Source organism: Nocardioides ochotonae (assembly GCF_011420305.2).
Classification (GTDB): domain Bacteria; phylum Actinomycetota; class Actinomycetes; order Propionibacteriales; family Nocardioidaceae; genus Nocardioides; species Nocardioides ochotonae.
Map to the genome: position 1 here is coordinate 1,365,895 of NZ_CP061769.1, position 25,282 is coordinate 1,391,176.

At 72.0% G+C, this 25,282-nt stretch carries 26 protein-coding genes and 1 riboswitch; of the genes, 14 read left to right on the forward strand and 12 right to left on the reverse strand.

What is annotated here, in order from left to right:
- Positions 1-23 precede the first annotated feature (23 nt).
- The gene (locus HBO46_RS06655) at positions 24-917 is read right to left on the reverse strand and encodes a GNAT family N-acetyltransferase (protein ID WP_207950369.1); all 894 of its coding nucleotides are present in this window, start codon (positions 915-917) and stop codon (positions 24-26) included.
- Positions 918-940: 23 nt separating this feature from the next.
- Between HBO46_RS06655 and HBO46_RS06660 the strand changes: the two genes are divergently transcribed.
- Entirely contained in the window at positions 941-2,023 is a 1,083-nt protein-coding gene (locus tag HBO46_RS06660) for a glycerate kinase family protein (RefSeq protein ID WP_166140402.1), read from the forward strand.
- 84 nt (positions 2,024-2,107) lie between these two features.
- Positions 2,108-2,470 carry an iron-sulfur cluster insertion protein ErpA gene (erpA, locus tag HBO46_RS06665; RefSeq protein WP_153322707.1) on the forward strand — a complete coding sequence of 121 codons (363 nt, stop codon included), beginning with the start codon at positions 2,108-2,110 and terminating at the stop codon, positions 2,468-2,470.
- A 243-nt stretch (positions 2,471-2,713) separates the two neighbouring features.
- On the opposite strand, the gene HBO46_RS06670 is transcribed toward erpA, so the two are convergent.
- Together HBO46_RS06670 and HBO46_RS06675 are read right to left on the reverse strand one after the other, a co-directional pair.
- Positions 2,714-2,872 carry a hypothetical protein gene (locus HBO46_RS06670; protein ID WP_166140403.1) on the reverse strand — a complete coding sequence of 53 codons (159 nt, stop codon included), beginning with the start codon at positions 2,870-2,872 and terminating at the stop codon, positions 2,714-2,716.
- 215 nt (positions 2,873-3,087) lie between these two features.
- Positions 3,088-3,351 carry a hypothetical protein gene (locus HBO46_RS06675; RefSeq protein ID WP_166140404.1) on the reverse strand — a complete coding sequence of 88 codons (264 nt, stop codon included), beginning with the start codon at positions 3,349-3,351 and terminating at the stop codon, positions 3,088-3,090.
- Between the two features lie 64 nt (positions 3,352-3,415).
- Between HBO46_RS06675 and HBO46_RS06680 the strand changes: the two genes are divergently transcribed.
- Positions 3,416-4,393, forward strand: a complete 978-nt coding sequence (locus HBO46_RS06680) for a carbohydrate kinase family protein (RefSeq protein ID WP_166140405.1) — start codon at positions 3,416-3,418, stop codon at positions 4,391-4,393.
- 35 nt (positions 4,394-4,428) lie between these two features.
- Here the strand turns inward: HBO46_RS06680 and HBO46_RS06685 are convergent, their stop codons facing one another.
- Both HBO46_RS06685 and HBO46_RS06690 read right to left on the reverse strand, forming a co-directional pair.
- Positions 4,429-4,683: a sulfurtransferase TusA family protein gene (locus tag HBO46_RS06685; RefSeq protein ID WP_224769413.1), complete on the reverse strand. Its 255-nt coding sequence runs from the start codon at positions 4,681-4,683 to the stop codon at positions 4,429-4,431.
- The gene (locus HBO46_RS06690) at positions 4,680-5,774 is read right to left on the reverse strand and encodes a cysteine desulfurase family protein (protein ID WP_263457787.1); all 1,095 of its coding nucleotides are present in this window, start codon (positions 5,772-5,774) and stop codon (positions 4,680-4,682) included. The genes HBO46_RS06685 and HBO46_RS06690 overlap by 4 nt, the downstream gene beginning before the upstream one ends.
- A gap of 158 nt (positions 5,775-5,932) precedes the next feature.
- Here HBO46_RS06690 and ctaC point away from each other — a divergent pair, with 158 nt between their 5' ends.
- From ctaC to HBO46_RS06710, 4 genes are all read left to right on the forward strand, one after another.
- On the forward strand, positions 5,933-6,853 hold the full coding sequence (ctaC, locus tag HBO46_RS06695; protein ID WP_449866941.1) for an aa3-type cytochrome oxidase subunit II: 921 nt from the start codon (positions 5,933-5,935) through the stop codon (positions 6,851-6,853).
- Positions 6,850-8,604 carry an aa3-type cytochrome oxidase subunit I gene (ctaD, locus tag HBO46_RS06700; protein ID WP_449866942.1) on the forward strand — a complete coding sequence of 585 codons (1,755 nt, stop codon included), beginning with the start codon at positions 6,850-6,852 and terminating at the stop codon, positions 8,602-8,604. The genes ctaC and ctaD overlap by 4 nt, the downstream gene beginning before the upstream one ends.
- On the forward strand, positions 8,604-9,020 hold the full coding sequence (locus tag HBO46_RS06705; RefSeq protein WP_166140408.1) for a cytochrome c oxidase subunit 4: 417 nt from the start codon (positions 8,604-8,606) through the stop codon (positions 9,018-9,020). The genes ctaD and HBO46_RS06705 overlap by 1 nt, the downstream gene beginning before the upstream one ends.
- A gap of 159 nt (positions 9,021-9,179) precedes the next feature.
- On the forward strand, positions 9,180-10,394 hold the full coding sequence (locus HBO46_RS06710) for a L,D-transpeptidase (protein ID WP_166140409.1): 1,215 nt from the start codon (positions 9,180-9,182) through the stop codon (positions 10,392-10,394).
- Positions 10,395-10,453: 59 nt separating this feature from the next.
- On the opposite strand, the gene HBO46_RS06715 is transcribed toward HBO46_RS06710, so the two are convergent.
- The 5 genes from HBO46_RS06715 to ctaE form a co-directional block, all read right to left on the reverse strand.
- Positions 10,454-11,506, reverse strand: coding sequence for an LLM class flavin-dependent oxidoreductase (locus tag HBO46_RS06715; RefSeq protein WP_166140410.1), 1,053 nt, complete (start codon positions 11,504-11,506; stop codon positions 10,454-10,456).
- 137 nt (positions 11,507-11,643) lie between these two features.
- Entirely contained in the window at positions 11,644-13,386 is a 1,743-nt protein-coding gene (gene qcrB, locus HBO46_RS06720; RefSeq protein WP_166140411.1) for a cytochrome bc1 complex cytochrome b subunit, read from the reverse strand.
- A complete protein-coding gene (gene qcrA / locus HBO46_RS06725; RefSeq protein ID WP_166140412.1) occupies positions 13,386-14,438 on the reverse strand; it encodes a cytochrome bc1 complex Rieske iron-sulfur subunit in 1,053 nt (350 codons plus the stop codon). Before qcrA ends, qcrB begins: the two co-directional genes overlap by 1 nt.
- A complete protein-coding gene (gene qcrC, locus HBO46_RS06730; RefSeq protein ID WP_166140413.1) occupies positions 14,435-15,304 on the reverse strand; it encodes a cytochrome bc1 complex diheme cytochrome c subunit in 870 nt (289 codons plus the stop codon). Before qcrC ends, qcrA begins: the two co-directional genes overlap by 4 nt.
- 39 nt (positions 15,305-15,343) lie before the next feature.
- Positions 15,344-16,015, reverse strand: a complete 672-nt coding sequence (ctaE, locus tag HBO46_RS06735) for an aa3-type cytochrome oxidase subunit III (protein WP_449866943.1) — start codon at positions 16,013-16,015, stop codon at positions 15,344-15,346.
- Positions 16,016-16,205: 190 nt separating this feature from the next.
- On the opposite strand from ctaE, the gene HBO46_RS06740 reads away from it, so the two are divergent.
- Positions 16,206-16,616, forward strand: coding sequence for an Rv3143 family two-component system response regulator (locus HBO46_RS06740; protein WP_166140414.1), 411 nt, complete (start codon positions 16,206-16,208; stop codon positions 16,614-16,616).
- 1 nt (position 16,617) lies between these two features.
- Positions 16,618-17,643 carry an anthranilate phosphoribosyltransferase gene (gene trpD, locus HBO46_RS06745; RefSeq protein WP_166140415.1) on the forward strand — a complete coding sequence of 342 codons (1,026 nt, stop codon included), beginning with the start codon at positions 16,618-16,620 and terminating at the stop codon, positions 17,641-17,643.
- 44 nt (positions 17,644-17,687) lie between these two features.
- Here the strand turns inward: trpD and HBO46_RS06750 are convergent, their stop codons facing one another.
- Together HBO46_RS06750 and HBO46_RS06755 are read right to left on the reverse strand one after the other, a co-directional pair.
- Positions 17,688-17,966: an Lrp/AsnC family transcriptional regulator gene (locus HBO46_RS06750; protein WP_166140416.1), complete on the reverse strand. Its 279-nt coding sequence runs from the start codon at positions 17,964-17,966 to the stop codon at positions 17,688-17,690.
- Positions 17,967-17,975: 9 nt separating this feature from the next.
- Positions 17,976-19,811 (reverse strand): DEDD exonuclease domain-containing protein, encoded by a 1,836-nt coding sequence (locus HBO46_RS06755; protein ID WP_166140417.1) that lies wholly within the window; start codon positions 19,809-19,811, stop codon positions 17,976-17,978.
- Between the two features lie 63 nt (positions 19,812-19,874).
- On the opposite strand from HBO46_RS06755, the gene HBO46_RS06760 reads away from it, so the two are divergent.
- The 5 genes from HBO46_RS06760 (at position 19,875) to HBO46_RS06780 (ending at position 25,273) form a co-directional block, all read left to right on the forward strand.
- Positions 19,875-21,158, forward strand: a complete 1,284-nt coding sequence (locus HBO46_RS06760) for an NYN domain-containing protein (protein ID WP_166140418.1) — start codon at positions 19,875-19,877, stop codon at positions 21,156-21,158.
- 92 nt (positions 21,159-21,250) lie between these two features.
- Entirely contained in the window at positions 21,251-21,457 is a 207-nt protein-coding gene (locus HBO46_RS06765; RefSeq protein ID WP_191480209.1) for a hypothetical protein, read from the forward strand.
- Positions 21,458-21,608: 151 nt separating this feature from the next.
- Positions 21,609-21,759: riboswitch (cyclic di-AMP (ydaO/yuaA leader) on the forward strand.
- Positions 21,760-21,786: 27 nt separating this feature from the next.
- A complete protein-coding gene (locus tag HBO46_RS06770; RefSeq protein ID WP_166140419.1) occupies positions 21,787-22,782 on the forward strand; it encodes a C40 family peptidase in 996 nt (331 codons plus the stop codon).
- A gap of 50 nt (positions 22,783-22,832) precedes the next feature.
- On the forward strand, positions 22,833-24,041 hold the full coding sequence (locus tag HBO46_RS06775; RefSeq protein WP_166140420.1) for a hypothetical protein: 1,209 nt from the start codon (positions 22,833-22,835) through the stop codon (positions 24,039-24,041).
- Positions 24,038-25,273: a M48 family metallopeptidase gene (locus tag HBO46_RS06780; protein WP_166140421.1), complete on the forward strand. Its 1,236-nt coding sequence runs from the start codon at positions 24,038-24,040 to the stop codon at positions 25,271-25,273. Before HBO46_RS06775 ends, HBO46_RS06780 begins: the two co-directional genes overlap by 4 nt.
- Positions 25,274-25,282: the final 9 nt, after the last annotated feature.

The following is a 25,282-nucleotide window of genomic DNA, read 5'->3' on the forward strand; positions in this document are numbered from 1 at the left end:
GTTTCGTCCCACGGTGCCGACGCTCACAGCAGGGCGCCGTGGTGGAGGTACGGCGCCGGCGGGCGCATCCCGCGCAGCGCCAGGTAGCCGCCCTGCCCGAGCTCGAGGCGCGCGGCCAGGCCGACGTCGAGGGCCCAGGCGTTCGCGGCGGTGACGTGGCCCAGCCGGATCGGACCTTGGCTCTCCGCGAGCGCCGCCCACAGCAGGCGCGCGGCGGTGCGCCGGTTGGTCGCGGCCAGCAGGCTGACCCACCCGTTCGGCTCGACATAGACGTAGCCGGAGCCGGTGGTGGTGTCGGAGACCAGCAGCCGCTGCTCGCCCAGCAGCAGCTCGTGGTCGGGGCCGTGGCCGGCACCCCGGGTGGCGCGGTCGACGGAGTCCATCAGGTCGATGTCGCCGCCCGAGCCGTCGCGCACCTTCTCGATCACCGGGATCGCGGCCCGGTCGACGGTGCCGGTCAGGTGCATCTGCGGGTGCAGGGTGAACCCGGCCAGCCGGTAGCGCCGGGCGGCCTGCGGGTCGGCCATCGCGCTCACCATGCCGTGCAGGCAGGCGCGGCCGTGGTGCATCGCGGCCGCGAGCAGCTGGAGCCCGGTGCCCCGGCCCTGCCGCCCCGGCGCCACGGCGTACGTCGCGAGGAACCAGGTCGTCTCGCGCACGAACGACGCGGCGAACCCGATCAGGGCGTCGCCCTCCTCGGCGACCCAGCAGCCGCCCGGGTCGGTGCGGAGCAGGTGGAGGGTGCGGCGCGCCCACGCCTCGCCGCGATCGGCGGGGCGGGCCTGCGGCTCGGGGAGGGAACGGGGGAGATGGCGCCGCTCGACCTCGAGGAAGGCCTCGGCGCTCAGCCGTTCGGCGTCCGGCACGTCCGCCGGCGTCATCGGCCGCACGATGACGGGATCGCCCTGCTCCACCATGCCTGGAACCCTAGGGTGAGCGCATGCGGATCCTCGTGGCGCCCGACAAGTTCGCCGGCACCCTCACGGCCGTCCAGGCCGCCGAGGCGGTGGCCACGGGCTGGCGTCGCCAGGCCCCCGATGACGAGCTCGACCTCGCGCCGATGTCCGACGGCGGCCCCGGGTTCGTGGACGTGCTGCACGCCGCGCTCGGCGGTGAGCTGCTCGCGGTCACCGTCCGCGGCCCGCACGCCGACCCGGTCCCCGCCACGGTGCTGCGCGTCGGCGACACGGCGTACGTCGAGTCCGCGCAGGCCTGCGGGATCCACCTGACCGACGGTGCCTGGGAGAGCGCGTCGACGCTGGGCGTCGGCGACCTGATCGCGGCGGCGCTCGACAGCGGCGCGCGGCGGATCGTCGTCGGGCTCGGCGGCTCCGGGACCACCGACGGCGGCGCCGGCCTGCTGCACGCGCTCGGCGCCAGCGCGGACGCCGACCTCGACCGCGGCCCCGCCGGGCTCGCCGGCATCACCCGGGCCGACCTGTCCGCGGCCGTGGCGCGCCTCGACGGCATCGAGCTCGTCGCGGCCAGCGACGTCGACAACCCGCTCACCGGCCTGTTCGGCGCGGCCAAGATCTTCGGGCCCCAGAAGGGGGTGCCCGAGGACCGCCTGGTCGGGGTCGACGCCTGGCTGGAGGGCTTCGCCGAGGCCACCGACCGGCGGCTGTCGCTGGCCAAGGGAGCCGGGGCGGCCGGTGGCCTCGGCTTCGCGCTGATGCTCCTCGGCGGCACCCGTGAGCCCGGCCTCGCCCTGGTCTCCGCGGCTGTCGGGCTGCCCGCGCGCGCCCGCGCCGCCGACCTGGTGATCACCGGCGAGGGCGCCTTCGACGTCAGCAGCCGCGCGGGGAAGGTGCCGTACGGCGTGGGCGAGATCGCCGCCGAGGCGCTGCGCCCGTGCGTGGTCGTCGCGGGCAAGGTGCAGGTCGGTGCCCGGGAGATGCGCGCCCTCGGCGTCGAGTCGGCGTACGCGCTGGTCGACCTGGTCGGCGAGCAGCGGGCGATGGCCGAGCCGGTCGCCGCTCTCGAGCAGCTCGCCGCCCGGGTCGCCCGCACCTGGTCGCGCTGATCGCGCTGACCCGCGGAATATCCGGGGGTGTGCGACGATTGAGCAAGTACCAACCCTTTGTCTTTCTATCTGGGAGCTGCACACATGACCGAGCAGGTGGACACGACCACTGAGCGTCGTACCGACCAGATCAACCTGAGCCCGGTGGCGGCGGCCAAGGTGAAGAGCCTCCTGGCCCAGGAGGGCCGCGAGGACCTCCAGCTGCGGATCTCCGTGCAGCCCGGTGGCTGCTCGGGCCTGCGCTACCAGCTCTTCTTCGACGAGCGCACCCTCGACGGTGACGTCGTCACCGACTTCGACGGTGTGGCCGTCGTCGTCGACCGGATGAGCGTTCCCTACCTCAACGGCGCGATGATCGACTTCGTCGACAGCATCGAGAAGCAGGGCTTCACCATCGACAACCCCAACGCGACCGGCTCCTGCGCCTGCGGCGACTCCTTCCACTGAGTCGCCACTGACGCTGGATCGACCGGCCCGCACGACGGGCCGCTCGACCCGGACACCTTCGACAGCCCCCGCCGTTCGGCGGGGGCTGTCGTCGTATGTCGAGAGTTCCGCTCGTCGGCCGGGCGCCGGTCGCGCGCGCTGAGCTGCGGCCCGGGAACGTCCACGAGCCGGGTGGTGCCGTGGTCCTTGATCAGGTGCAGGCCGTGGGGACATCGCCAGAGGTACGTCGCGGCGTCGGTCTTGTCACAGGTCCGGCACGGACCGCGTCGAGGGGGTCGACTTCGCGCCGTGGCTGCCGGTGCCCTCGATCGCCCAGGCCCGCAACGGGGTGTGGCGATCAGCGACCTCGACCAGCTCGGCATACCCGGCGCCATCGGCGGCGACGGTGAGTTCCTCCAGCACCCCACTGCGGGCTGCAAAGGAAGGCTCACAGTCTCGACAGAGCTCGACCACCGGACCGCAACCCGGCCGTGATGCGGCAACAGCCCCCGCCGTACGGCGGGGGCTGTTGTCGTCGGCGGCGACGGGAGGGGGGAGGTGCCACCGACGCGAGAGCCGGGTGTAGGGGCTCTCGCTCATCCGGGCCGCTCGGCGTGCGTGCGGACCGGAAGACGTCCTCAGTCGAGGTGCAGGTGCAGCGCGTTGGCGAGGCGCTGCGCGGCGGCGGAGACCTCGATGGTGCGCTTGGGCTGCTCGCCGGGGTAGTCGGCGAACAGGATGCTCGGTGCGGGGCGGACGGCCGCGCGGGCGGCACGCTCCAGGTCGCGGCCGCGGGCGCCTGCAGGGAGGTTCGCGGAGGCGGCGCGGCAGTCGGCGTGCATCTCCTGGAGGGTGCTCAGCTCGTCGTAGACAGGGCGCGCGGCAGGCGGGAGGGCGGTCATGTGCTCGACGCTAGGGGCTACCGCGGGGTAGGCACAGCGGTACCGACCGGTAGTCTCCGGTGCCATGTCTCTGCTGATCGCCGGATCGATCGCCACCGACCACCTGATGTCGTTCGGAGGGCGCTTCGAGGACTCCCTCGTCGTGGAGCAGCTGAGCAAGCTGTCCGTGTCCTTCCTCGTCGACGACCTCGAGATCCGCCGCGGCGGTGTGGCGCCCAACATCTGCTTCGGTCTGGCGGGTCTCGGGCTGCGCCCGGTGCTCGTCGGCGCGGCCGGCGAGGACTTCGCGGACTACCGCTCCTGGCTGGAGCGCCACGGCGTGGACTGCTCGCACGTCCGCATCTCCGAGAGCAAGCACACCGCCCGCTTCGTGTGCACCACCGACACCACGATGGCGCAGTTCGCCTCCTTCTACCCGGGCGCGATGAGCGAGGCCCGGCTGATCGAGCTCGAGCCGATCGTGGAGCGTGTCGGCACCCCGACCTACGTGCTGATCGGTGCCGACGACCCCGACGGCATGCTGCGCCACACCGAGGAGTGCCGCCAGCGCGGCTACCCGTTCATCGCCGACCCCAGCCAGCAGCTGGCCTTCGGCGAGGGCGACCTGATCCGCCAGCTCGTCGACGGCGCCGCGATCCTGCTCACCAACGAGTACGAGTCGCACCTGATCGAGCAGAAGACCGGCTGGTCGGCCGACGACGTGCTGGCCCGAGTCGGCATCCAGGTCACCACCCTCGGCAAGGACGGCGTGCGCGTGCTGCGCAAGGGCGAGGAGCCGATCGTGGTCCCCGCGGCCCGCAACGTCACCGCCGTCGAGCCGACCGGCGTCGGCGACGGCTTCCGGGCCGGCTTCCTGGCCGCCTCCGAGTGGGGCCTCGGCCTCGAGCGGGCCGCCCAGGTCGGCTGCGTCCTGGCCGCCTACGTGGTCGAGACCGTCGGCACCCAGGAGTACACGTTCACCCGGCCGGAGTTCCTGGCCCGCTTCGAGGACTCCTACGGCCCGGACGCGGCCGCCGAGGTCGCCCCGCACCTCGCTGTCTGAACCTCTTCGTCTGGGGAGGAGCGGGGGAGCGCGGCTCAGCTGAGGCGGCGTACGACGTAGCGCGGTACGCCGTCCGGCGCGACGTCCTCCCCGACGTACTCCTGCCCGCGCATGCGGCACCAGGCCGGTACGTCGTGGCGTGCGGCGACGTCGTCGGCGAGGACCGCCACGAGCGCGCCCACCTCGACCTCGCCGAACCGCCGACCCAGGGCGATCACCGGCAGCGGGCACAGCTGCCCGCGGCAGTCCAGCTCGAGGTCCACCGGGCCGAGTCCCTCGGGTGCGCTCACAGCCCCGCCTCGGCCCGGATGTCGGCGACGACGCCGGGCAGCACGGCGAGGAACCGCTCGACGTCGGTCTCGTCGGCGTCCCGGGTGAGCGAGAGCCGCACGTTGCCGTGGGTGAGCGCGCCCATCGCGGCCAGCACGTGGCTGGGCTCGAGGCTCGAGGACGTGCACGCCGAGCCGCTCGCGACCGCGAAGCCGTGCCGCGCCAGGGCGTGGACGAGCGCCTCGCCGTCCACGTAGAGGCAGCTGAAGGTCACCACGTGCGGGAGCCGGTCGTCGGGGTGGCCCACCACCTCGACGTCGGGCACGGCCCGGACGCCGTGGCGGACCCGGTCGACCAGCGCGCGCTGGCGCTCCCCGACCTCGGCGCGCTCCTCGACCACCGCGCGCAGCGCGGCGGCGGCGGCCAGCGCCGCGGGGACGTTCTCGAACCCGGCGGTGCGCTCGTCGACCCGGTCGTCGCAGGGGAAGGGGTTGCGCCACCGCGCGCCCTTGCGCACCAGCAGCAGGCCGACGCCGGCCGGTCCGCCCCACTTGTGCGCCGAGGCGGCCGCCGCGGACCAGCCCTCCGGCAGGGGGAGGCGCCCGGCGGAGGCGCAGGCGTCGACCAGCAGCGGCACCTCGCCGATCCGGGCGGCGACCTCGGCGACCGGCTGGCAGGTTCCGACCTCGTGGTTCGCCGATTGCAGCGCGGCGACGGCGACACCCGGCTCCGCGCAGGCCGCCGCGAAGTCCTCCACCGAGACCCGCCCGTCCCGGTCGACCGGGACCGCGAGGTGGTCGCCGCCGGCCCAGGCGGCCGCGTGCAGCACGGTGGAGTGCTCGACGGCGCTGTGGACGAGCCGCTCGCCCACCCGCCGGCGCCCCCGCAGCAGCCCGAGCAGGCCGCGGTGCACGGCCTCGGTGCCGGAGCCGGTGAAGGAGACCTCGTCGGGGCGGACGCCCAGGCACCCCGCGACGACCTCGCGGGCGTTGTCGAGCATCAGGCGCGCCCCGCGGGCGGGGGCGTGCAGGCGCCGCGGGTCGGCGTACCCCTGGTCGAGCGCGGCGAGGAGCACCTCACGCGCCGCCGGGTGCAGGGGTTCGGAGGACACGGCGTCGAAGTACCGGGCCGGGGGCTGGGGCGGGGAGGGGGGCCTCCCAGCGTCGTTTGTCACACCGGGAACCTACCGGGCGACCCGCCCCCGACCAGCCGGTCCGGTCGCGATAGTGTGCGACGTATTCACGACCACCCGAGAGGAAGGCTCAGACGTTGAGTCTGCAACTCCCCAGGCGCAGGGCCGGATCCGGCGCTCGCCGGGTCCTCCTGCCAGCTGCCCTGGCTGCCAGCACGCTCGCTCTCGCCGGCTGCTCTGTCGACGAGGGCGCCATCAAGCGGATCGCCATGCCCGACCCCGCCACCACCCAGGGTGAGCACACCCTCGACCTGTGGCAGGGCGCTTGGATCGCCGCGCTCGCCACGGGCGTGCTCGTGTGGGGCCTGATCTTCTACGTGATCTGGCGCTACCGCCGACGCCACGCAGATGAGGTCCCGATCCAGACGCGCTACAACCTGCCGCTGGAGATCTTCTACACGATCGCGCCGATCATGATGGTGGTTGTGTTCTTCGCGCACACCGTCCGCACGCAGAACGCGGTCCTCGAGGAGAGCCCCACCCCCGACAACATCGTCGAGGTCACCGCTCAGCAGTGGTCCTGGACCTTCAACCACGGTGTCGGCGAGCCCGACTACGCCGCGGAGGAGGACTCCAACGACGACGAGTGGGCCTACGACGAGTACGTCTGGGAGCTGGGCACGGGTTCCTACATCCCGACCCTCGTCCTGCCGGTCGGCGAGACCACGCGGTTCAACCTGCACTCGCCCGACGTCATCCACAGCTTCGGCATCCCCGGCTTCCTGATGAAGATGGACGTCATCCCCGGCCGGGTGAACCACTTCGAGGTCACCCCGAAGACCGAGGGCACGTACGTCGGCAAGTGCTACGAGCTCTGCGGCGTGTACCACTCGCGGATGCTCTTCAACGTCGAGGTCGTCAGCCCCGAGCAGTACGACGAGTACGTGGCCGACCTGGCCGCGGACAAGACGAGCCCTGGCCCCCTGCGGGGCCAGGAGGACGCTCGCACGCAGGCTGGCCTTGCGGGCGAAGACGAGTCTGAGGGAGACACGGAGTGACCGCGACCGTTGCACGGGCCATCGACGTCGAGCCGGCCCGCAAGCCGCTCGGTCGTGAGCTCGTCCGCATCATGACGACCACCGATCACAAGCTGATCGGCAAGATGTACCTGATCACCTCGTTCGTGTGGTTCTGCGTCGGCGGCCTGATGGCGCTGCTGATCCGCTCCGAGCTGACCTTCCCGGGCCAGCAGGTCGTGAACGACGAGCTGTACAACCAGCTGTTCACGATGCACGGCACGATCATGCTGCTGCTGTTCGCGACGCCGCTGTTCTTCGGCTTCGCCAACGTGATGATGCCGATCCAGATCGGCGCACCCGATGTGGCGTTCCCCCGTCTGAACATGCTCAGCTACTGGCTGTTCCTGTTCGGCGGCCTCATCGCCGCCTCCGGCTTCCTCACCCCGCAGGGTGCGGCCGACTTCGGCTGGTTCGCCTACACGCCGCTGTCGGACGCGGTCCGCTCGCCGGGTGTGGGCGGTGACCTGTGGATCATGGGTCTCTACATCGCCGGTATCGGCACGATCCTCGGTGCGGTCAACTTCATCACCACGATCATCTGCATGCGTGCCCCCGGCATGACCATGTTCCGGATGCCGCTGTTCACCTGGAACACCCTGATCACCAGCCTGCTGGTGCTGCTCGCCTTCCCGATCCTCGGTGGCGCTCTGCTCTCCCTGGAGGCCGACCGCCTGCTCGGGGCGCACATCTTCGACACCGCCCACGGCGGGCCGATCCTGTGGCAGCACCTGTTCTGGTTCTTCGGCCACCCGGAGGTCTACATCATCGCGCTGCCGTTCTTCGGCATCGCGACGGAGATCCTGCCGGTGTTCAGCCGCAAGCCGATCTTCGGCTACGTCGGCCTGGTCGGCGCGACCCTCGGCATCGCGATCCTCTCGGTCGCGGTGTGGGCGCACCACATGTTCGTCACCGGCGCGGTCGACCTGCCGTTCTTCTCCGGCATGACGTTCTTGATCGCGGTGCCAACCGGAGTGAAGTTCTTCAACTGGATCGGCACGATGTGGGGCGGATCGGTGTCCTTCGAGACCCCGATGCTGTGGACCATCGGCTTCCTCACCACCTTCCTCTTCGGTGGTCTGACCGGTGTCATCCTCGCCAGCCCGCCGCTGGACTTCCACGTCTCGGACTCCTACTTCGTGGTCGCGCACTTCCACTACGTCGTGTTCGGCACCGTGGTGTTCGCGATGTTCGCCGGCTTCTACTTCTGGTGGCCCAAGTTCACCGGACGGATGCTCGACGAGCGCCTGGGCAAGGTCCACTTCTGGCTGCTGTTCATCGGCTTCCACCTGACCTTCCTGGTCCAGCACTGGCTGGGTGTCGAGGGCATGCCGCGCCGCTACGCCGACTACCTGCCCGAGGACGGCTTCACCGCCCTCAACCAGGTCTCCACGGTGGGCGCGTTCCTGCTCAGCTTCTCGATGCTGCCGTTCTTCTACAACGTCTACGTCTCGCGTCGTAACCCGAAGATCGAGGTCGACGACCCGTGGGGCTGGGGTCGCTCCCTGGAGTGGGCCACCAGCTGCCCGCCGCCGCGGCACAACTTCACGAGCCTGCCGCGGATCCGCTCGGAGTCGCCCGCGTTCGACCTGCACCACCCCGAGGTGGCGGCGCTCGAGCTGGAGGAGAACGAGGCGGCCCGTGACGGCGGCTTCGCGGACGCCCCTGACATGGAGGGTCGCGAGCAGGTCATCGACCAGCGCACCCACGAGACCCCGGAGGACAAGTCCTGATGAAGGCCGAAGCCTGGATCTTCGCCACGTGCGCGATCTTCTTCACCCTGGTCACGCCGGCCTACTGGCTCATCACCGACGCCAGCGACACCGGTGCTGACTGGACCGGTACGTCGGCTCTGGCGATGTCGACCTTCCTCGCCATCATGGTGGCTCTCTACCTGGGATTCCACGCCAAGCGCATGGACCCCCGCCCGGAGGACCGCAAGGAGGCGGAGATCGTGGAGGGCGCCGGCGAGCTCGGCTTCTTCCCGCCGTACTCCTGGTGGCCGCTGTGGTGCGCGAGCGCCATCGCCGTGATCGCCGTCGGCATCGCGTTCCTCGCCTGGTGGCTGGTGATCATCGGGTTCACGCTCGGTGCCCTGGCCCTGTGCGGCCTGGTGTTCGAGTACTACCGCGGGGACCACGCCCACTGATCTGGGGCCCACCGCAACCTTCGAAGGCCCCCCTGCGTCCCAGACGCAGGGGGGCCTTCGGGCGTTTCCGGCCGGAAGCATTCCGAGCCGGTGTCACTCTGGATGCCTGTTCTCCCGTTCTCCCCTGTCCACCACCCCCCGAGCTGCTCGGAGCACCGCATGACCCTCTCGCTCTCCTCCCCGCGCGGCCGTACCGCTGCCGCGCTGCTCGCCGCCGTCCTCGGTCTCTCCCTCGTCGCCTGCGACGCCGCGGAGGACGACGAGGCCCCCGCGTCCGTCCCGCCCGGGGGCAGCGCGTCCGCCGCCGAGGTCGCCGCGCTGTCACTGAGCGCCAACGTGCGCCGCGGCGCCCGCGAGGTGCCGGTGGACCGCATCGTCGAGGTCGCAGCCGAGCACGGCCGGCTGCGGTCGGTCCGGCTGGGCACGGGGGAGCGTGCCCTCCTCGGCGAGCTCAGCGGGGACGGCGCCACCTGGCGCGCCGCGGAGCGCCTCGAGCCCGCGACGACGTACACCCTGCGGGTGGTGGGCACGGACGCCGCCGGCGAGCGGACGGTGCAGACCCGGTCGTTCCGCACCCGCGCGCTCAGCCTCGACGAGCAGACCTTCGCCTCGGTGGCGCCGCTGGCCGGCGAGACCGTCGGTGTCGGCATGCCCGTCGTCGTCACCTTCGACATCGCGGTGCAGGACCGGGCGACGTTCGAACGCCACATGCACGTGACCTCGACGCCCCGGCAGGCAGGGTCGTGGCACTGGATCTCCTCGACGGAGGCGCGCTGGCGCCCGCGGGAGTACTGGCGTCCCGGCACCCGGGTGAAGGTGGACCTGGACCTCAACAGCCTCCCGGCCGGTGCGGGCATCTACGGCCAGGAGAGCCGCCGCCTCGGCTTCGAGGTCGGCGACGCCCACATCTACCGCGTCGACGCCGCCGCCCACCGGATGCAGGTCTTCAACAATGGCGACCTGGTCAACTCCTTCCCGATCACCACCGGCAAGGAGGGGTTCACCACCCGCTCGGGGATCAAGGTGATCATGGAGAAGTCCGAGAGCCGCCGGATGAGCTCGGAGACGGTGGGCATCGCGGCGGGCAGCGCGGACTCCTACGACATCGACAACGTGCAGTGGGCGATGCGCCTGACCACCTCGGGGGAGTTCATCCACGCGGCGCCGTGGTCGGTGGGCTCCCAGGGCGTCGCCAACGTGAGCCACGGGTGCACCGGCATGAGCACCGCGGACGCTGCCTGGCTCTACGCCCAGTCCCAGCGCGGCGACGTGGTGGAGTACGTCGGCACCGACCGCCCGATGACCCTCGAGAACGGCTGGGGCGACTGGAACGCGCCGTTCCGCGAGTACCGCACCGGCAGCGCCCTCGGCTGAGCCCGGCGGGAGGGCCCGCCGGGCCCCGCGGAAGGCTCAGTGCGGGGGAGCGGGTCAGGTCAGCGCGCCGGCACCGGGTCCTCCGCGAGCAGCTCCCGCACCCGGGGTGCGACCTCGGTGCCGTAGAGCTCGATGCAGCGCATCAGCCGGGCGTGCGGGAGCGGGCCGTTGCTGTACTTCAGGTCGAACCGGCTCAGCCCGAGCGTGCGGACGGTCGCTGCGATCTTGGCGGCGACGGTCTCGGGGGAGCCGACGACCAGCGCGCCGTGGTCAGCCTCGCGCTCGAACTCCGCGCGGCTCGCCGGCGGCCAGCCGCGCTCGCGACCGATCCGGTCCCGGTTGGCCTTGAAGTGCGGGAACAGCACCTCGCGGGCCTCGTCGTCGCTGTCGGCGACGAAGCCGGGGGAGTGCACGCCGACCGGCAGCTCGGGTCGGCCGAGCTGGGCCAGGGCGCGGCGGTAGAGGTCGGTGAACGGCGCGAACCGCGCCGCCTCGCCGCCGATGATCGCCAGCATCAGCGGCAGCCCGTGGCGCGCCGCTCGTACGACGGACTCAGGCGACCCACCCACGGCGACCCAGGCCGGCAGCGGGCCGGCCTCGGGCCGGGGGTACAGCCGCGCGTCGACGAGCGGACGGCGGGTGGTGCCGCTCCAGCTGACCGGGCCCTCGCCCTGCAGCGCGACGAACAGGTCGAGCTTCTCCTCGAACAGCACCTCGTAGTCGGCGAGGTCGAACCCGAAGAGCGGGAAGGACTCGGTGAACGAGCCGCGGCCGAGCGTCACCTCGGCGCGGCCGCCGGAGATCGCGTCGATCGTGGCGAAGCGCTCGTGCACCCGCACCGGGTCCTCCGAGCTGAGCACGGTGACGGCGGTGCCGAGGGTGATGCGCTCGGTGCGGGCCGCGATCGCGGCCAGCACCACGTCGGGGGCCGAGATCGCGTAGTCGTCGCGGTGGTGCTCGCCGACGTTGAACACGTCGAGGCCGACGCGGTCGGCCAGGACGCCCTGCTCGACGACGTCGCGCACGACCTGGGCGTGGGGGAGGGGCTGTCCGTCCTCGCCCACGGTGACGTCGCCGAAGGTGTCGAGGCCGAGCTGGAGCGGGTGGGTCATCGGAACTCCTTCTGAGTGGTTGATCGCTCAACCACCCCGCGGGGTGATTGATTCCGGGCCGCGGCCGCAGTACTCCGGACTCCGGAAATGGCCGAAGGCCCCGGACGGATCCGGGGCCTTCGGGTGGTGCGGGTCGATCAGTGCTTGTCGCGCAGCGGCTCGTCCTCGACGGGGTGCATGCCGTCGAACTGGTGGCCGTCGACCGAGTGACCGTCGAGCGCACCGGCGAGCTCGTGCTCGGGCTCGTCGTGGTGGTGCGCCTCCTCGAGCTCGGCCACGGTCGGCTTCTGGACGTTGTCGGCGTACCAGAGCGCCCGCAGCTTGCGACGCAGCTTCGCGGCGCGGCCGTCGTTCGACGGGTCGCCCTCGGTCTCGATGGAGGCCAGGTCCGGGTCGCGGTCGCGGGCGGTGAGGGCGTAGGCCTCGTCCTCACCGATCGGCAGGTGCTTCTCGGCGTAGGCGCCCTCCGGCGAGCGCATGATGATGCCGGTCTCGTAGCCGTGCAGCAGCACGTCGTTGTCGTGACGCTGCAGCGAGATGCACCAACGACGGGTGATGAAGAACGCGATGGCCGGACCCACGAACACCAGGACGCGCATGGCGTAGGTGATCTGGTTGATGCTCAGGTGCAGCTTGATCGCGATGATGTCGTTGCCGCCGGCGGCCCACATCAGACCGTAGAAGGTCATCAGCGAGACCATCAGCGCGGTGCGCGTCGGGGCGTTGCGCGGGCGCTCGAGCAGGTGGTGCTCGCGCTTGTCACCGGTGATCCAGGCCTCCAGGAACGGCAGGAGGAGCAGGATCGTGAACATCAGGCCCGGCAGGACGATGATCGGCAGGAAGACGTTCCAGGACAGGGTGTGACCCCAGAACTCCGACTCCCAGCCCGGCATGATGCGCAGCGCGCCGTCCGGCCAGCCCATGTACCAGTCAGGCTGCGAGCCCGCGGTGACCTTGGTCGGGTCGTACGGACCGAACTTCCACACCGGGTTGATCGTCATCAGGCCACCCATGAGGGCGCTGACGCCGAAGACGATGAAGAAGAAGCCACCGGCCTTGGCGGCGTACACGGGGAGCATCGGGAAGCCCACGACGTTGCCCTCGGTGCGGCCGGGACCGGCCCACTGGGTGTGCTTGTGGTACACGAGCAGCAGCATGTGCGCGGCGATGAGCGCGAGCAGCAGGCCCGGCAGCAGCAGCACGTGGGCGATGTAGAAGCGGGTGATGATGTCGTCGCCGGGGAACTCGCCGCCGAAGATGAGGAACGACAGGTAGCTGCCGACCACGGGGATGGCCTTCATGAAGCCGTCCGCGGCCCGGACGCCGGTGCCCGAGAGCAGGTCGTCGGGCAGCGAGTAGCCGGTGAAGCCCTCGAGCGTGCCGAGGATGAGCAGCAGGCAGCCGATCACCCAGTTGAGCTCACGCGGCTTGCGGAATGCGCCCGTGAAGTACACGCGCAGCAGGTGGATCATCATCGAGGCGATGAAGAGCATCGCCGCCCAGTGGTGCATCTGCCGCATGAGCAGACCGCCACGGATGTCGAAGGAGATGTCCAGGCTCGAGGCGAACGCCTCCGTGACGTACATGCCACGGAACTGGTCGTAGGAGCCGTTGTAGACGATCTCCGCCATCGTCGGCTTGAACCACAGCGTCAGGAAGACGCCGCTGATCAGCAGGACGACGAAGCTCCACAGGGCGATCTCGCCCAGCATGAAGGACCAGTGGTCCGGGAAGACCTTGCGCAGGTTCTTCTTCATCATGCCGGCGATGCCCAGGCGCTCGTCGGCCCAGTTGGCGACGACGCCGGCCTTGCTCGGCTTGGTGGGCGTGGCAGCGGTCTTGCCGTTGCTCGACGCCACCTTGCTGGTGTCGGTGCTCATCAGCCACGCTCCCAGTAACTCGGCCCGACGGGCTCGGTGAAGTCGCTCTGCGCGATCAGGTAGCCCTCGTCGTCGACCGCCAGCGGGAGCTGGGGGAGGGGACGGGCGGCCGGGCCGAACACCACGCGGGCGGAGTCGCCCAGGTCGAAGGTCGACTGGTGGCAGGGGCAGAGCAGGTGGTGCGTCGTGCGCTCGTACAGCGAGATCGGGCAGCCCACGTGGGTGCAGATCTTGGAGTAGCAGACGATGCCGTCGACGCTCCAGTCCTCACGGCCGGGGCCGGGGATGATCTCGTCGGGCTCCATGCGGACGATGACGATCGCGGTCTTCGACTTGTTCACCTGCAGGTGGACGCCGTGGGCCTCCTCCGCCGGGTAGCCGTTCTCCGGAGTCGGGAACAGCGCCTCGGGGAGACCGTTGACCAGGTCGCCGACCTCGAGGTCGGAGGCCTTGATCGGGGTGCCGACGACGTCGCGGACCAGACGCATGCCCGGGGCCCAGATGGTGCGGGCCAGCGCGGGGATGTCGATCTTGCCGAGGTCGCGCAGCAGCACGACGCTGGGCAGCGCGAGCATGCCGATCGCGCCGAGCATCGAGTTGCGCACCAGGGGACGACGGGCGATGCCGGCCTCCTCCAGGCCCTGGGAGAGCGCCGCGAGGGTGGCCTCGCGGTCCTCCTCCGAGGACTTGGCGGGGTGCCGCATCTCGACGATCTCCTGGTCACCCATGAGCTTGCGGGCCCACTGGATGATGCCGATGCCGATGAACAGCAGGGCGAGGCCGAGGAACACGCCGAGAAGGACGTTGGAGGCGCCGAGGTAGCCCAGTCGAGTCGGGTCCTCGGTGCCGCCCTTCACGGTGAAGTACGCGACGACGAAGGCGATGGCGCTCAGCGCGGAGAGGCCGAAGAAGGCCGCCACCTGACGCTCGGCGCGCTTCTCCGCCTTGGGGTCGACGTCGGTCGGGCGCCACTGGTGGGGCTCGAGCCCCGGGTCGCCGATCGGTTCCTGCTCCGCCGACTGGGCGGGCAGGTTGGGGTCGTGGGCGCTCACGCTTCCACCTTCTCCTTCTTCGAGCGCGTGGTGTGGGCCGCGATCCAGATCGCGAAGCCCACGAGGCCGCCGATGCCGAGGAGCCAGGCGAACATGCCCTCGCTCACGGGGCCGAGGGAACCGAGACCGAAGCCGCCGTAGCTGGGCTGCTCCTCGGTCGCCTCGAGGTAGGCGATGACGTCGCGCTTCATCTCGGGCGTGATGTTGCCGTTGGCGAAGTTCGGCATCTGCTGAGGTCCGGTCAGCATGGCCTCGTAGATGTGCTTGGCATCGACACCACGGATGGTGGGCGCGTAGCCGCCGCGCGGCATGGCGCCGCCCGACCCGTCGAAGTTGTGGCACGCGGTGCAGTTGGTGAGGAAGATCTGGCCGCCGCGGACGATCGCCTCCTGGCGCTCCTCCTCGGTGAGGTCAGCGGTGCTGTAGTCCGCCTCGGTCGGGATGGCCGGGCCGGGACCCAGCGACGCGACGAAGGCCGCGAGCTGGTCGATCTCGTCCTGGTTGTAGACGACGTCCTTGCGCGGGGCCTGGGCACCCGGCTGGGACATGGGCATCCGGCCGGTGCCGACCTGGAAGTCGACGGCAGCGGCACCGACGCCGACGAGCGACGGGCCGAGCTGGTTGCCGTTCAGGGTGCTGACACCCTCACCGTTCTCGCCGTGGCAGAAGGCGCAGCCGACGAGGAACAGCTCGCGGCCCTTCTCCACCTCGGCGGCGGTGGTGTCGGTGTTCTCCGCGGTGGCCGGCGAGAGTGCGGCGTACAGGCTTCCGGTCAATACCAGACCGAGGAGCAGCAGCACCAGCCCGGCGACCTTCCCGCGACGGTGGCGGGAGAGTCGTCCGGCGGAGCGGTTCAGAAGACGCACGGATTCAGTCCTGTTCGATGGCTGCAGGGACGGGGCGGATTACTGGACGAGGTAGATGGTGGCGAAGAGAGCGATCCACACCACGTCGACGAAGTGCCAGTAGTAGGACACGACGATCGCGCTCACCGCTTGTTCGTGGGTGAAGCGCCGCGCCATGTAGGTGCGTCCGAGGACGAAGAGGAAGGCGAGGAGACCGCCCACCACGTGGATGCCGTGGAAGCCGGTGGTCAGGTAGAAGACCGAGCCGTAGGCGGAGGACTGGATGGTGACGTCCTCCTGCACGAGGATCGCGTACTCGACGGCCTGACCGGCGACGAAGACCGCGCCCATCAGGTAGGTCAGGATGAACCACTCGCGCAGTCCCCAGCCCTTGACGTTGAGGAGCGATCCGGTGCGTCCCGCCTGGCCGCGCTCGGCGGCGAACACGCCGAGCTGGCAGGTGAGGGACGACAACACGAGGATCGTCGTGTTCACCGAGGCGAACGGAACGTTCAGCAGCTCGGTGTTCTGCGACCACAGGTCGGGGGAGACCGATCGGATCGTGAAGTACGCCGCAAACAGGGCCGCGAAGAACATCAACTCGCTGGAGAGCCAGATGATTGTCCCGACGCTGACCATGCTCGGGCGGTCGTGATGCCCGTGAAGCCGGGATGCCGGAATGGAAGCTGCTGCTGTCGCCACCGGGCCATTATGTCCCGACGCTATGTGCACGGCACCACGACCCCCTGGATCGGACGCGTCGCCCCGCTCACAGGACTCTCAGGAGGCTCTCAGGAGGCTCTTGTGCAGCTCTGAAAATACTCCTGCCCACTGCACGGGGTTCTCTCATGGTCCTGCCCCGGTCGGGTCGCCTCGGACGGTCGGCGGGCGGGGAGCGGCCGCGCGTCGTACGATCGCGCTCGTGACCGACTCGAGGACGACCGCCCCGTTGAAGGTGCTCATCTACAGCGATGACGTGAACACGCGTCAGCAGGTGATCCTGGCCCTTGGCCGGCGTCCCCACCCGGACCTGCCGGAGGTGGAGTACGTCGAGGTGGCCACCGAGCCGGTCGTCATCTCCAACCTCGACGCCGGGGGGATCGCGCTGGTGATCCTCGACGGTGAGGCCGTGCCGGCCGGGGGGATGGGCATCGCCAAGCAGCTCAAGGACGAGCTCACCCACTGCCCGCCGGTGGTCGTGCTCACCGGACGGCCCCAGGACGCGTGGCTGGCCACCTGGTCGCGCGCGGAGGCAGCGGTCCCGCACCCGATCGACCCGATCCAGCTCGCCGAGACCGTCGTCGGGCTGCTCGGCCCGCGCGTCGTCGCCTGAGGTGTCGAGCTGGCCCGAGGTCCTGTCCGCGCTCGTCGCGGGCGCCGACCTGAGCACCGACCAGACCGCCTGGGCGATGGGGGAGATCCTCAGCGGCGCGGCGACCCACGCGCAGGTCGCGGCCTTCGCGGTCGCCCTGCGCGCCAAGGGCGAGACCATCGAGGAGGTCTCCGGCCTGGTCGAGGCGATGTACGACGCCTCCACGCCGCTGTCGGTGCCCGGACGGGTGCTCGACATCGTCGGCACCGGCGGGGACCGCTCGATGTCGGTCAACATCTCCACGATGTCGGCGATCGTCGCGGCCGGCGCGGGTGCGCGCGTGGTGAAGCACGGCTCGCGCTCGGCGTCGTCGAAGTCCGGCTCGGCCGACGTGCTCGAGGAGCTGGGCATCCGCCTGGACCTGCCGACCGACCGGGTGCCCGCGGTGCTCGAGCAGGCGGGCATCACCTTCTGCTTCGCCGCCGCCTTCCACCCCGCGATGCGGCACGCGGCCGCACCGCGGCGCGAGCTCGGCATCGGCACGACCTTCAACATCCTCGGTCCGCTCACCAACCCGGCGCGTCCCGCGGCCCAGGCGATCGGCTGCGCGGACCGCACGATGGCGCCGGTGATGGCCGGGGTGTTCGCCGGCCGCGGCGTCGACGCGTGGGTGATGCGCGGTGACGACGGGCTCGACGAGCTGACCATCACCACCACCTCGACGCTGTGGCGGGTGCGCGACGGCGAGGTCACCACCCTCACCATCGATCCGCGTGACTTCGGGATCGCCCTGGCGCCCATCGAGAGCCTGCGCGGCGGGGACACGGCGTACAACGCCGAGGTCGTACGCCGCCTGCTCGCCGGGGAGACCGGTGCGGTGCGCGACGCCGTGCTGCTCAACACCGGCGCCGCGCTCGCCGTCTACGACGACCCGGGCGCCGACGTGCCCGTGGCGCTCGCGGCGGGGATCGAGAAGGCACGGGAGTCGCTCGACTCCGGCGCCGCACGCGACGTGCTCGCCCGCTGGGTGGCGGCCTCGGCCGTCTGAGGGGTGACCGGGACCGGCCGGCCGGTCGGTCCCGGCCGGCCGAGTCAGTCCAGGCCGAGGGAGAACGCGGCCTCGAGGTCGTGGCGGGAGTAGGTGCGGAACGCGATGTGGGTCTCGGTCGAGATGATGCCGGGCACCTTGTTGACGCGGTCCGCGACGACGGCCGCGACGTCCTCGTGGCGGCGCACCCGCACCAGGGCGACCAGATCGATCTGGCCGGTGACGGAGTAGACCTCGCTGATGCCGTCGAGAGCGGCGATCGCCTCGGCGACCTCCGGGATCCGGGCGACGTCGGCCTTGACGAAGACGATGGCGGTGATCATGGTCCGACGCTATCGCGCCGGACGGTGCACCGGCGTCACGTCGGTGCGCTCGCCGAACGGCACCAGGGTGCGGCGCGACTCGGCGACCGCGTCGTGCAGGGCGAGGTGGCGGGTGGCGCCGGCGACCGGGCAGGTCCACTCGCCCTCGACGTCGATGAGCCGGATGCCCGGCGACTCCAGCCAGCGCAGCACCTTCTCGGTCTCCTCGGCGGTCGCGGCGGGCACCGGGCCCGGCGCGGTGCGCACGGTCTCGGCGCTGGCGCGCAGCTGCTCGACGTAGGCGTGCGCGTCGGCGCCGGATGGGATCACGCCGGCCGCGGCGAGGCGCCCGTGGCGCACCACGTGCACGCTCCAGCGGCCGTCGTCGTCGCGGCGCCCCGCGACCACCTCGGGGCACCGGGTCAGGGCGGAGAGCCGCTGGGTCCGTGACGCGGCCCTGACGAACGCCGCGAGCCGGTCGCGGTGCACGCCGGCCTCCTCGAAGCGCTCGTCGGCGGCCAGCACGGCCATCTTGGCGTTGATCGCCTCGACGACCTCGTCGGGGCGCCGGACGAGCGCGTCGCGCAGCCGGCTCACCACCACGCCGTAGGCGGCCTCGTCGACGCTCCCGTCGCAGGGCGAGAGGCAGCGGCGCATCTCGGCCAGCACGCAGGGGACCCGGGAGGCGACCCGGCCGAAGCGGTCGGAGCACTGGCGCACGGGGAAGGTGTCGTGCAGCGCGGCCAGGCACTTCTCGGCGACCTTGCGCGAGCCGAACGGGCCGACGTAGTCGGCGTCGTCGTCCAGCACCTTGCGCACCAGGGACAGTCGCGGCCACGGCTCCCGCGTGAGCTTGAGGAAGTGGACCTTCTCGGGGAACCGGGAGCGGCGGTTGTAGCGCGGCTTGTGCTCGGCGATCAGCCGCAGCTCGCGGACCTCGGCCTCCAGCGGTGTGGCGCACTCGATGCCGGTCACGCTGGTGGCCAGGCCGATCATCTCGCCCATCCGCGAGCGGGTCTCGGAGGCGGTGAAGTAGGAGCGCACGCGGGTGCGCAGGTCGCGCGAGGTGCCGATGTAGAGGACCCGCTCCTCGGCGTCGCGGAAGAGGTAGACCCCGGCGGTGCGGGGGAGCCCCTCGGCCAGGTGGCGCTTCTGGCGCTGGGCGGTGCTGACGCGGGAGGAGAACGTCTGCAGCTCCTCCAGGGTGTGCACGCCGAGGGAGCCCAGGCGCTCCATCAGCCCGTGCAGGACGTCGACGGTGGCGCGCGCGTCGGCCAGTGCGCGGTGGTTGGGGGTGGTACCCGCGCCGAACAGCGCGGCGAGCGTCGAGAGCTTGCAGTTGGGCGCGTCGTCACGGGTGATCACCCGGCGCGCCAGCTTCACGGTGTCCACGACCTCGAACGCGGGCCAGGCGCGCTCCTGGCGGGCGGCGAAGTGTTGGAGGAAGCCGACGTCGAAGGGCGCGTTGTGGGCCACCAGCACGCAGCCGGCGGCGAACTCCAGGAAGGCGGGCAGCGCGGTCTCGATGCCCGGCGCGTCGGCGACCATCGAGTTGGTGATGCCGGTGAGGACCGCGATGAAGGCGGGGATGTCGGTGTGCGGGTTGACCAGCGTCTGGAACTCGCCGAGCACCTCCCCGCCGCGGACCTTGACCGCGCCGATCTCGGTGATCATCGACCCGGCCGCCGCCGAGCCGCCCGTGGTCTCGAGGTCGACCACGCAGAAGGTGATGTCGCGCAACGGTCGACCGAGCTCGTCGAAGGAGCGCTGGGACTCCCAGCGCGAGGGCGCCGGCCCTGCTGCTCGTCCCTGCGGCGATGCCGACTCCCGAACCCCGTCACGTACTGCACTGCCGGCACTGCTCATGGGCACGACCGTAGGGCGCGGCACCGACAACCCCGCGACGCCGCGCGGCATAGGCTGGTCACGATGGACGACGTCGTGAGCACCACCACGGAGCCGGGGCTGGAGACGCTTCCGGCGCCGGTGCGCGCCCGCGTCGTCGCCCGCGCCGCCGAGGTGCTGCCCGAGGTCCCGCGGCTGCCGCCGAGCCTGCGCCGGGTCGCGGCGTTCGCGCCGGCCCGCCGCGGCCGGCTCGGCGCCGGCGCGATCACCGCGGCGCTGGCCGACGACGACCTGCGGGAGCGGGTGGCGGTGCAGCTGACGGCGCGCGGACCGGCGGCCGCGGACCCCGTCGACGCGCTGGCGCTCGCGTGGCTGCTGCGCCCGGAGGGCTGGACCGCGGTGCTCGCCGACGGGGTACGCCGCCTGGAGGAGCAGACCGGCACCGGGGCGCGCGAGGCGGAGGTGGAGCGGCTGCGGGCGCGCCTGGAGCAGGCCGAGCAGGCGCACCGCGAGCTGCGCGCCAGCCACCGGGTGCAGGTCGATGAGTACAAGTCCGAGATCAGCACGCTGCGCCGCCGCCTCGGCGAGAGCCGGGCGGCCGAGCGCGCTGCCCGGTCCGGGGAGGAGAACGAGCTGCGCGAGGCCGTCGCCGCGCGCGAGGAGGCGCAGGCCCAGGCGGCCGCCCACCTCAAGGAGGTCCGCCGGCTGCGCGCCCAGGTGAGCGGGCTCGAGGAGGAGCTCGCCGCGGGCCGTCGTACGACGCGCGCGGCGAAGGACGAGGGGACGGTGCGGGCCCGGGTGCTGCTGGAGACGCTGCTCGACGCGGCCGGTGGGCTGCAGCGCGAGCTCGCGCTGCCACCGGTCTCGGGCAACCCGGCTGACCGCGTGGAGGCCGAGGTGGCCGGCGCGGGGGAGCGCGGCCCGGGCGGTGGTCCGGTCCGGCCCTCGGTGACGCCGGCCCTGCTCGAGCAGTACCTCGCCATGCCGCGGGCGCGGCTGGTCGTCGACGGCTACAACGTCAGCAAGACCGCCTGGCCCCAGTCCTCGCTGGAGGCCCAGCGGATCCGGCTGCTCAAGGCGCTGGCACCCGTCGTGGCGCGCACCGGCGCGGAGACGACGGTGGTCTTCGACGCCGCCGCCTCGAGCCACCGCCCGGTGGTCGGCGCCCCGCGCGGGGTGAAGGTGCTGTTCAGTCCCGAGGGCGTGATCGCCGACGACGTGATCCGCGACCTCGTCACGGCGGAGCCGGTGGGCCGCGTCGTGCTGGTGGTCACCAGCGACGGGGCGCTCGGGGCCGACGTGGCCCGCGCCGGTGCCCGGGTGGTCCCCTCCGACGTGCTGCGTGCGCTGCTCGACCGCACGGCCTGATCACACCGACGGGCCGGCCGACGTACCCGCCCGACACGCCGTACCGGCCCGCGGTGGGCTGACTGTCGGTGGTCGCTGTCAACGTGCGCAGCATGACGACGAGGATCGACTGCGACACCTGCGTGGTGCGCGCCCTGGCCTGCCACGACTGCGTGGTGACGGTGCTCCTGGGCCCGCCGCCGGAGCTCACCTTCGACGACGACGAGCGCCGAGCGCTCGACATCCTGGCCGAGGGCGGGCTGGTGCCCCCGTTGCGACTGGTGAGTGCGGTCGACTCGCCCTACACCGAGTCGGCGTGAACCGCGTCGCCGGCGCCGGGGTCCGCATGTGACCCGTCGGTAAATTCCCGTCCGCTTGCAGGGAGGCGGATTGGCTGCGCCGGATGGGTGGGGTTAACGTGTCGTCATCAGGTGCCCGTGGGAGTGGATCACTCGATCCGCGCGGGCACCGCGCTGAGTCCCGGGCCGTTCTCGAACGGCCCAGGAACCGGGGAACCACCATCACCTGGGGTGAATCCCTCGCAAGGCGGAGTGCGCAAGCACTCCGAGGAGCGGGGGTAGGGCAAGTCGTGCCCGAACCCGACAGCTCACCCGGTAGGCGTACGACATGCAAGGGAGACCGCCCGCTCGTGCAGCACGGTCGCAAGCGATTCATCAGTGCCCTCGCCGGCACCGGACTCATCGGGGCCATCGCGCTCAGCCCCTCGACCCCGGCCAACGCCGAGCCCGACATCGACGATGTCAAGGAGCGGGTGGATCGGCTCTACCACGAGGCCGAGCAGGCCTCGGAGCGCTACAACGACGCCAAGCTCGAGCTGGCCGACCTCCAGGGCGACCTCACCTCGCTGCGCGCCGACGAGAAGCGGCAGGACCAGCGCCTGTCCGGCGTGCGCGACCAGGTCGCCGACTCGATCGTGACCCAGTACACCGGCCAGGGCCTCTCGGCCGCCGGTGAGGTCTTCGTCTCCGACGACCCCGGTGCCTTCCTCGCCTCGCTCACCACGATGGCGGCCTTCAACGATCTCCAGGGCGAGCTGCTCGGCAGCTACACCACCGAGGTCAAGGCCCTCGAGCTGCGCCGCGAGGCCACCGAGAGCCGGATCGCCAAGGTCGCGGAGACCAAGGAGGAGATGGCCGAGCAGAAGGAGGCCATCGAGGAGAAGTTCGACGAGGCCCAGGCTCTGCTCGACCGCCTCGAGGCCGAGGAGCGCGAGGCGCTCGTCTCGCGCAGCGCTTCCCGCGAGGACGCCCCGGCTCCCGCCAGCGTCCCCGCCTCGGGTCGCGCCGGCGCGGCGATCCAGTACGCCATGGCCCAGGTCGGCGACGCCTACGTCTACGGTGCCGCGGGCCCCAGCGCCTTCGACTGCTCCGGGCTGACCATGATGGCGTGGGCCCAGGCCGGCGTCGCGCTGCCGCACTCCTCGAGCGCGCAGTTCTCCTCGGGTCCGCGGATCTCCGAGGGTGACCTCCAGCCCGGCGACCTGGTCTTCTACTACAGCCCGATCAGCCACGTCGGCATGTACATCGGCAACGGCCAGATCGTCCACGCGGCCAACCCGGGCAGCGGTGTGACCACCGCGCCGCTGCACTCCATGCCCTACGTCGGCGCCGTCCGCCCGGGCTGATCGCCCTGGCACACGAGCCGTCCGCGAAGGCCGGTCACCCACGTCGGTGGGTGGCCGGCCTTTCGCTGTTCCTGCTGCTGGCGCTCCTCGCAGGCGTCGCGCTCGTGCTCACCTCCGGCCCCCATGTCGCCCCCGAGCGCGAGGACGGGGTCACGCCCGGCGCGGTCGACCCCGCCGGGGCCGTCCGGGCACTGGCGGCGCTGGAGCGGGCGGTCGGCGAGCGGCAGGACCCCGGGGCCGGCCCCGAGGACGTCGCGCACATCGTGGCCAACGCCCGCCGGCTGCGGGTCACCGACTTCAGTCTGCGCTACATCGATGCCACCGCCCCGGCCGACGACGAGGGCCGCTGGCGCGCCGCCGTCGAGGCGACCTGGCGCTTCGCGGGCTTCGACACGGAGGTCGCCCGCGCCGAGCTGGAGGTGGCGCTGCGCTCCGCTCCCTCCTCTCCCTCCGGTCCCTCCTTCAGGGACGGCGTGGTGATCGAGTCCGTCGGCGGCGCCGGGCGCGCGCCGCTGTGGCTGGCGACGGCGGTGCAGGTCCGCCGCACCCCGGAGACCCTCGTGCTGGTCGCCGCGAGCGCCGACGACGCGCCCCGCTACGCCGCGCTGGCGCGCGCGGCGGTCCCCGTCGTACGCCGGGTGCTGCCGTCGTGGCGCCCGCGCCTGGTGGTGGAGGTGCCGGCGTCCTCGCGCGACCTGGACCGGGCGCTCGGCGCCGAGCCGGGGACCTATGCGGGGATCGCCGCGGTCACCGCCACCGTCGACGGCTCCCGCGACCGTGGCGCGCCGACCCACGTGCTGGTGAACCCCGAGGAGTACGACCGGCTGCGCCGCTCGGGGGCGCAGGTGGTGATGAGCCACGAGGCGGTGCACGTCGCCACCGGCGTCGCGACCAGCTCGATGCCGCTGTGGCTGCTGGAGGGCTTCGCCGACTACGTGGCGCTGCGCGACGTGGACCTGCCGGTCTCGACGACCGGCGCCCAGATCGTGCGTCAGGTGCGCGAGCGCGGCGCCCCCCGGGCGCTGCCGGACGTGCGCGCCTTCGACGTCGCCAACGGCGGGCTCGGTGCGGTCTATGAGAGCGCGTGGCTGGCGGCCGTGGTGCTCGCCGAGCGGGCGGGGGAGGCCGGGCTGGTCGAGGTCTACGAGAGCGTGCGCGACGGGGAGGACCTCGACGCCGTGCTCGACAGGATCGCGGGGTGGGACGTGGACGCGCTGACCACCGCCTGGCGCGAGCGGCTGCGAGACTTGGCGGCGTGACCCCAGAGCACCGGCCGGCAGCGCTCGGCGTCAGCATCGTGGCCGGCCTGCTCTTCGTCGCCCTCGCGGCGTGGCTGGTGCCGTGGGACCCGGTCCCGGGCGGCGACCTGACCCCGGCCGATCCCGCGGCGTACTTCGGCGCCGAGCACCTCGCGCGCGCCGAGACCTTCACCACCTGGTCACGGGTGTGGAGCTGGAGCTCGTTGGCGGTCTCGCTCCTGGTGGCCTGCTGGTTCGGCTTCACCCGGCGCGGCCGGGCGGTGGTCGCGCGCGTGCAGCGCGGGCCGTGGTGGCTGCAGGTGGTCCTCGCGGTCGCCTTCCTCGACCTCGTCGGTCGGCTGGTCACCCTTCCCTTCGGCATCCGGCAGCGCCTGCACCTGCGCGAGTACGGGCTCTCGGTGCAGTCGTGGGACGGGTACGCCGCCGACCTGGTCACGGGCGAGCTGCTCGACATCGTCGTGACCTCGCTGGCGCTGCTCGCGGTCATGGCCTGCGCGCGCCGCTGGCGCCGGGCCTGGCCGGTGATCGCCGCGGGCGTCGCGGCGACGCTGGTGATGCTGGGGTCCTTCGTCTACCCGATCGTGGTGGAGCCGCTGTTCAGCTCCTTCACCACGCTGCCGGACGGTGCGCTGCGCGACGGTGTCCTCGCCCTCGCCGAGGAGGAGGGGGTCGACGTCGACGAGGTGCTGGTCAACGACGCCTCCCAGCGCACCACGACCCTCAACGCCTACGTCTCGGGGTTCGGTGGGACCCGGCGCGTGGTCCTCTACGACACCCTCGTCGAGGAGCTGCCGCAGGACCAGGCGCTGACGGTGGTCGCGCACGAGCTGGCCCACGCGCGCCACGACGACGTGCTGGTGGGGTCGGTGCTCGGCGCGAGCGGTGCGGCGTTCGGCGTCGGCCTGCTCGGGCTGGTGCTCGGTGGCCGGCGCCGGGCCACCCGGCTCGGGGACCCCGCGTGCGTGCCGGTCGTGCTGGCGCTGGTCGCGCTCGCGACCTTCCTGTCCAGCCCGGTGCAGAACACGATCAGCCGCCACATCGAGCTGCGCGCCGACGTCGACGCGCTGCGCGCCACCGACGATCCCGAGACGTTCGTCGACATGCAGGTGCAGCTGATGACCCGTTCCTTGGCCGACCCGACGCCGTGGGCGCCGTCCCAGCTGTGGTTCGGCTCCCACCCCACGGGGTGGACGCGGATCGCGCTGGCGCAGCGGTTGGCCCAAGAGGAGTAGCCGCGCGCC

Excerpts from the sequence above, each read along its gene's own strand:
- HBO46_RS06655 (WP_207950369.1), bottom strand. The coding sequence starts at position 917 with ATGGTGGAGCAGGGCGATCCCGTCATCGTGCGGCCGATGACGCCGGCG.
- HBO46_RS06660 (WP_166140402.1), top strand. The coding sequence starts at position 941 with ATGCGGATCCTCGTGGCGCCCGACAAGTTCGCCGGCACCCTCACGGCC.
- erpA (WP_153322707.1), top strand. The coding sequence starts at position 2,108 with ATGACCGAGCAGGTGGACACGACCACTGAGCGTCGTACCGACCAGATC.
- HBO46_RS06675 (WP_166140404.1), bottom strand. The coding sequence starts at position 3,351 with ATGACCGCCCTCCCGCCTGCCGCGCGCCCTGTCTACGACGAGCTGAGC.
- HBO46_RS06680 (WP_166140405.1), top strand. The coding sequence starts at position 3,416 with ATGTCTCTGCTGATCGCCGGATCGATCGCCACCGACCACCTGATGTCG.
- HBO46_RS06705 (WP_166140408.1), top strand. The coding sequence starts at position 8,604 with ATGAAGGCCGAAGCCTGGATCTTCGCCACGTGCGCGATCTTCTTCACC.
- HBO46_RS06710 (WP_166140409.1), top strand. The coding sequence starts at position 9,180 with ATGACCCTCTCGCTCTCCTCCCCGCGCGGCCGTACCGCTGCCGCGCTG.
- HBO46_RS06715 (WP_166140410.1), bottom strand. The coding sequence starts at position 11,506 with ATGACCCACCCGCTCCAGCTCGGCCTCGACACCTTCGGCGACGTCACC.
- qcrB (WP_166140411.1), bottom strand. The coding sequence starts at position 13,386 with ATGAGCACCGACACCAGCAAGGTGGCGTCGAGCAACGGCAAGACCGCT.
- HBO46_RS06750 (WP_166140416.1), bottom strand. The coding sequence starts at position 17,966 with ATGATCACCGCCATCGTCTTCGTCAAGGCCGACGTCGCCCGGATCCCG.
- HBO46_RS06755 (WP_166140417.1), bottom strand. The coding sequence starts at position 19,811 with ATGAGCAGTGCCGGCAGTGCAGTACGTGACGGGGTTCGGGAGTCGGCA.
- HBO46_RS06760 (WP_166140418.1), top strand. The coding sequence starts at position 19,875 with ATGGACGACGTCGTGAGCACCACCACGGAGCCGGGGCTGGAGACGCTT.
- HBO46_RS06765 (WP_191480209.1), top strand. The coding sequence starts at position 21,251 with ATGACGACGAGGATCGACTGCGACACCTGCGTGGTGCGCGCCCTGGCC.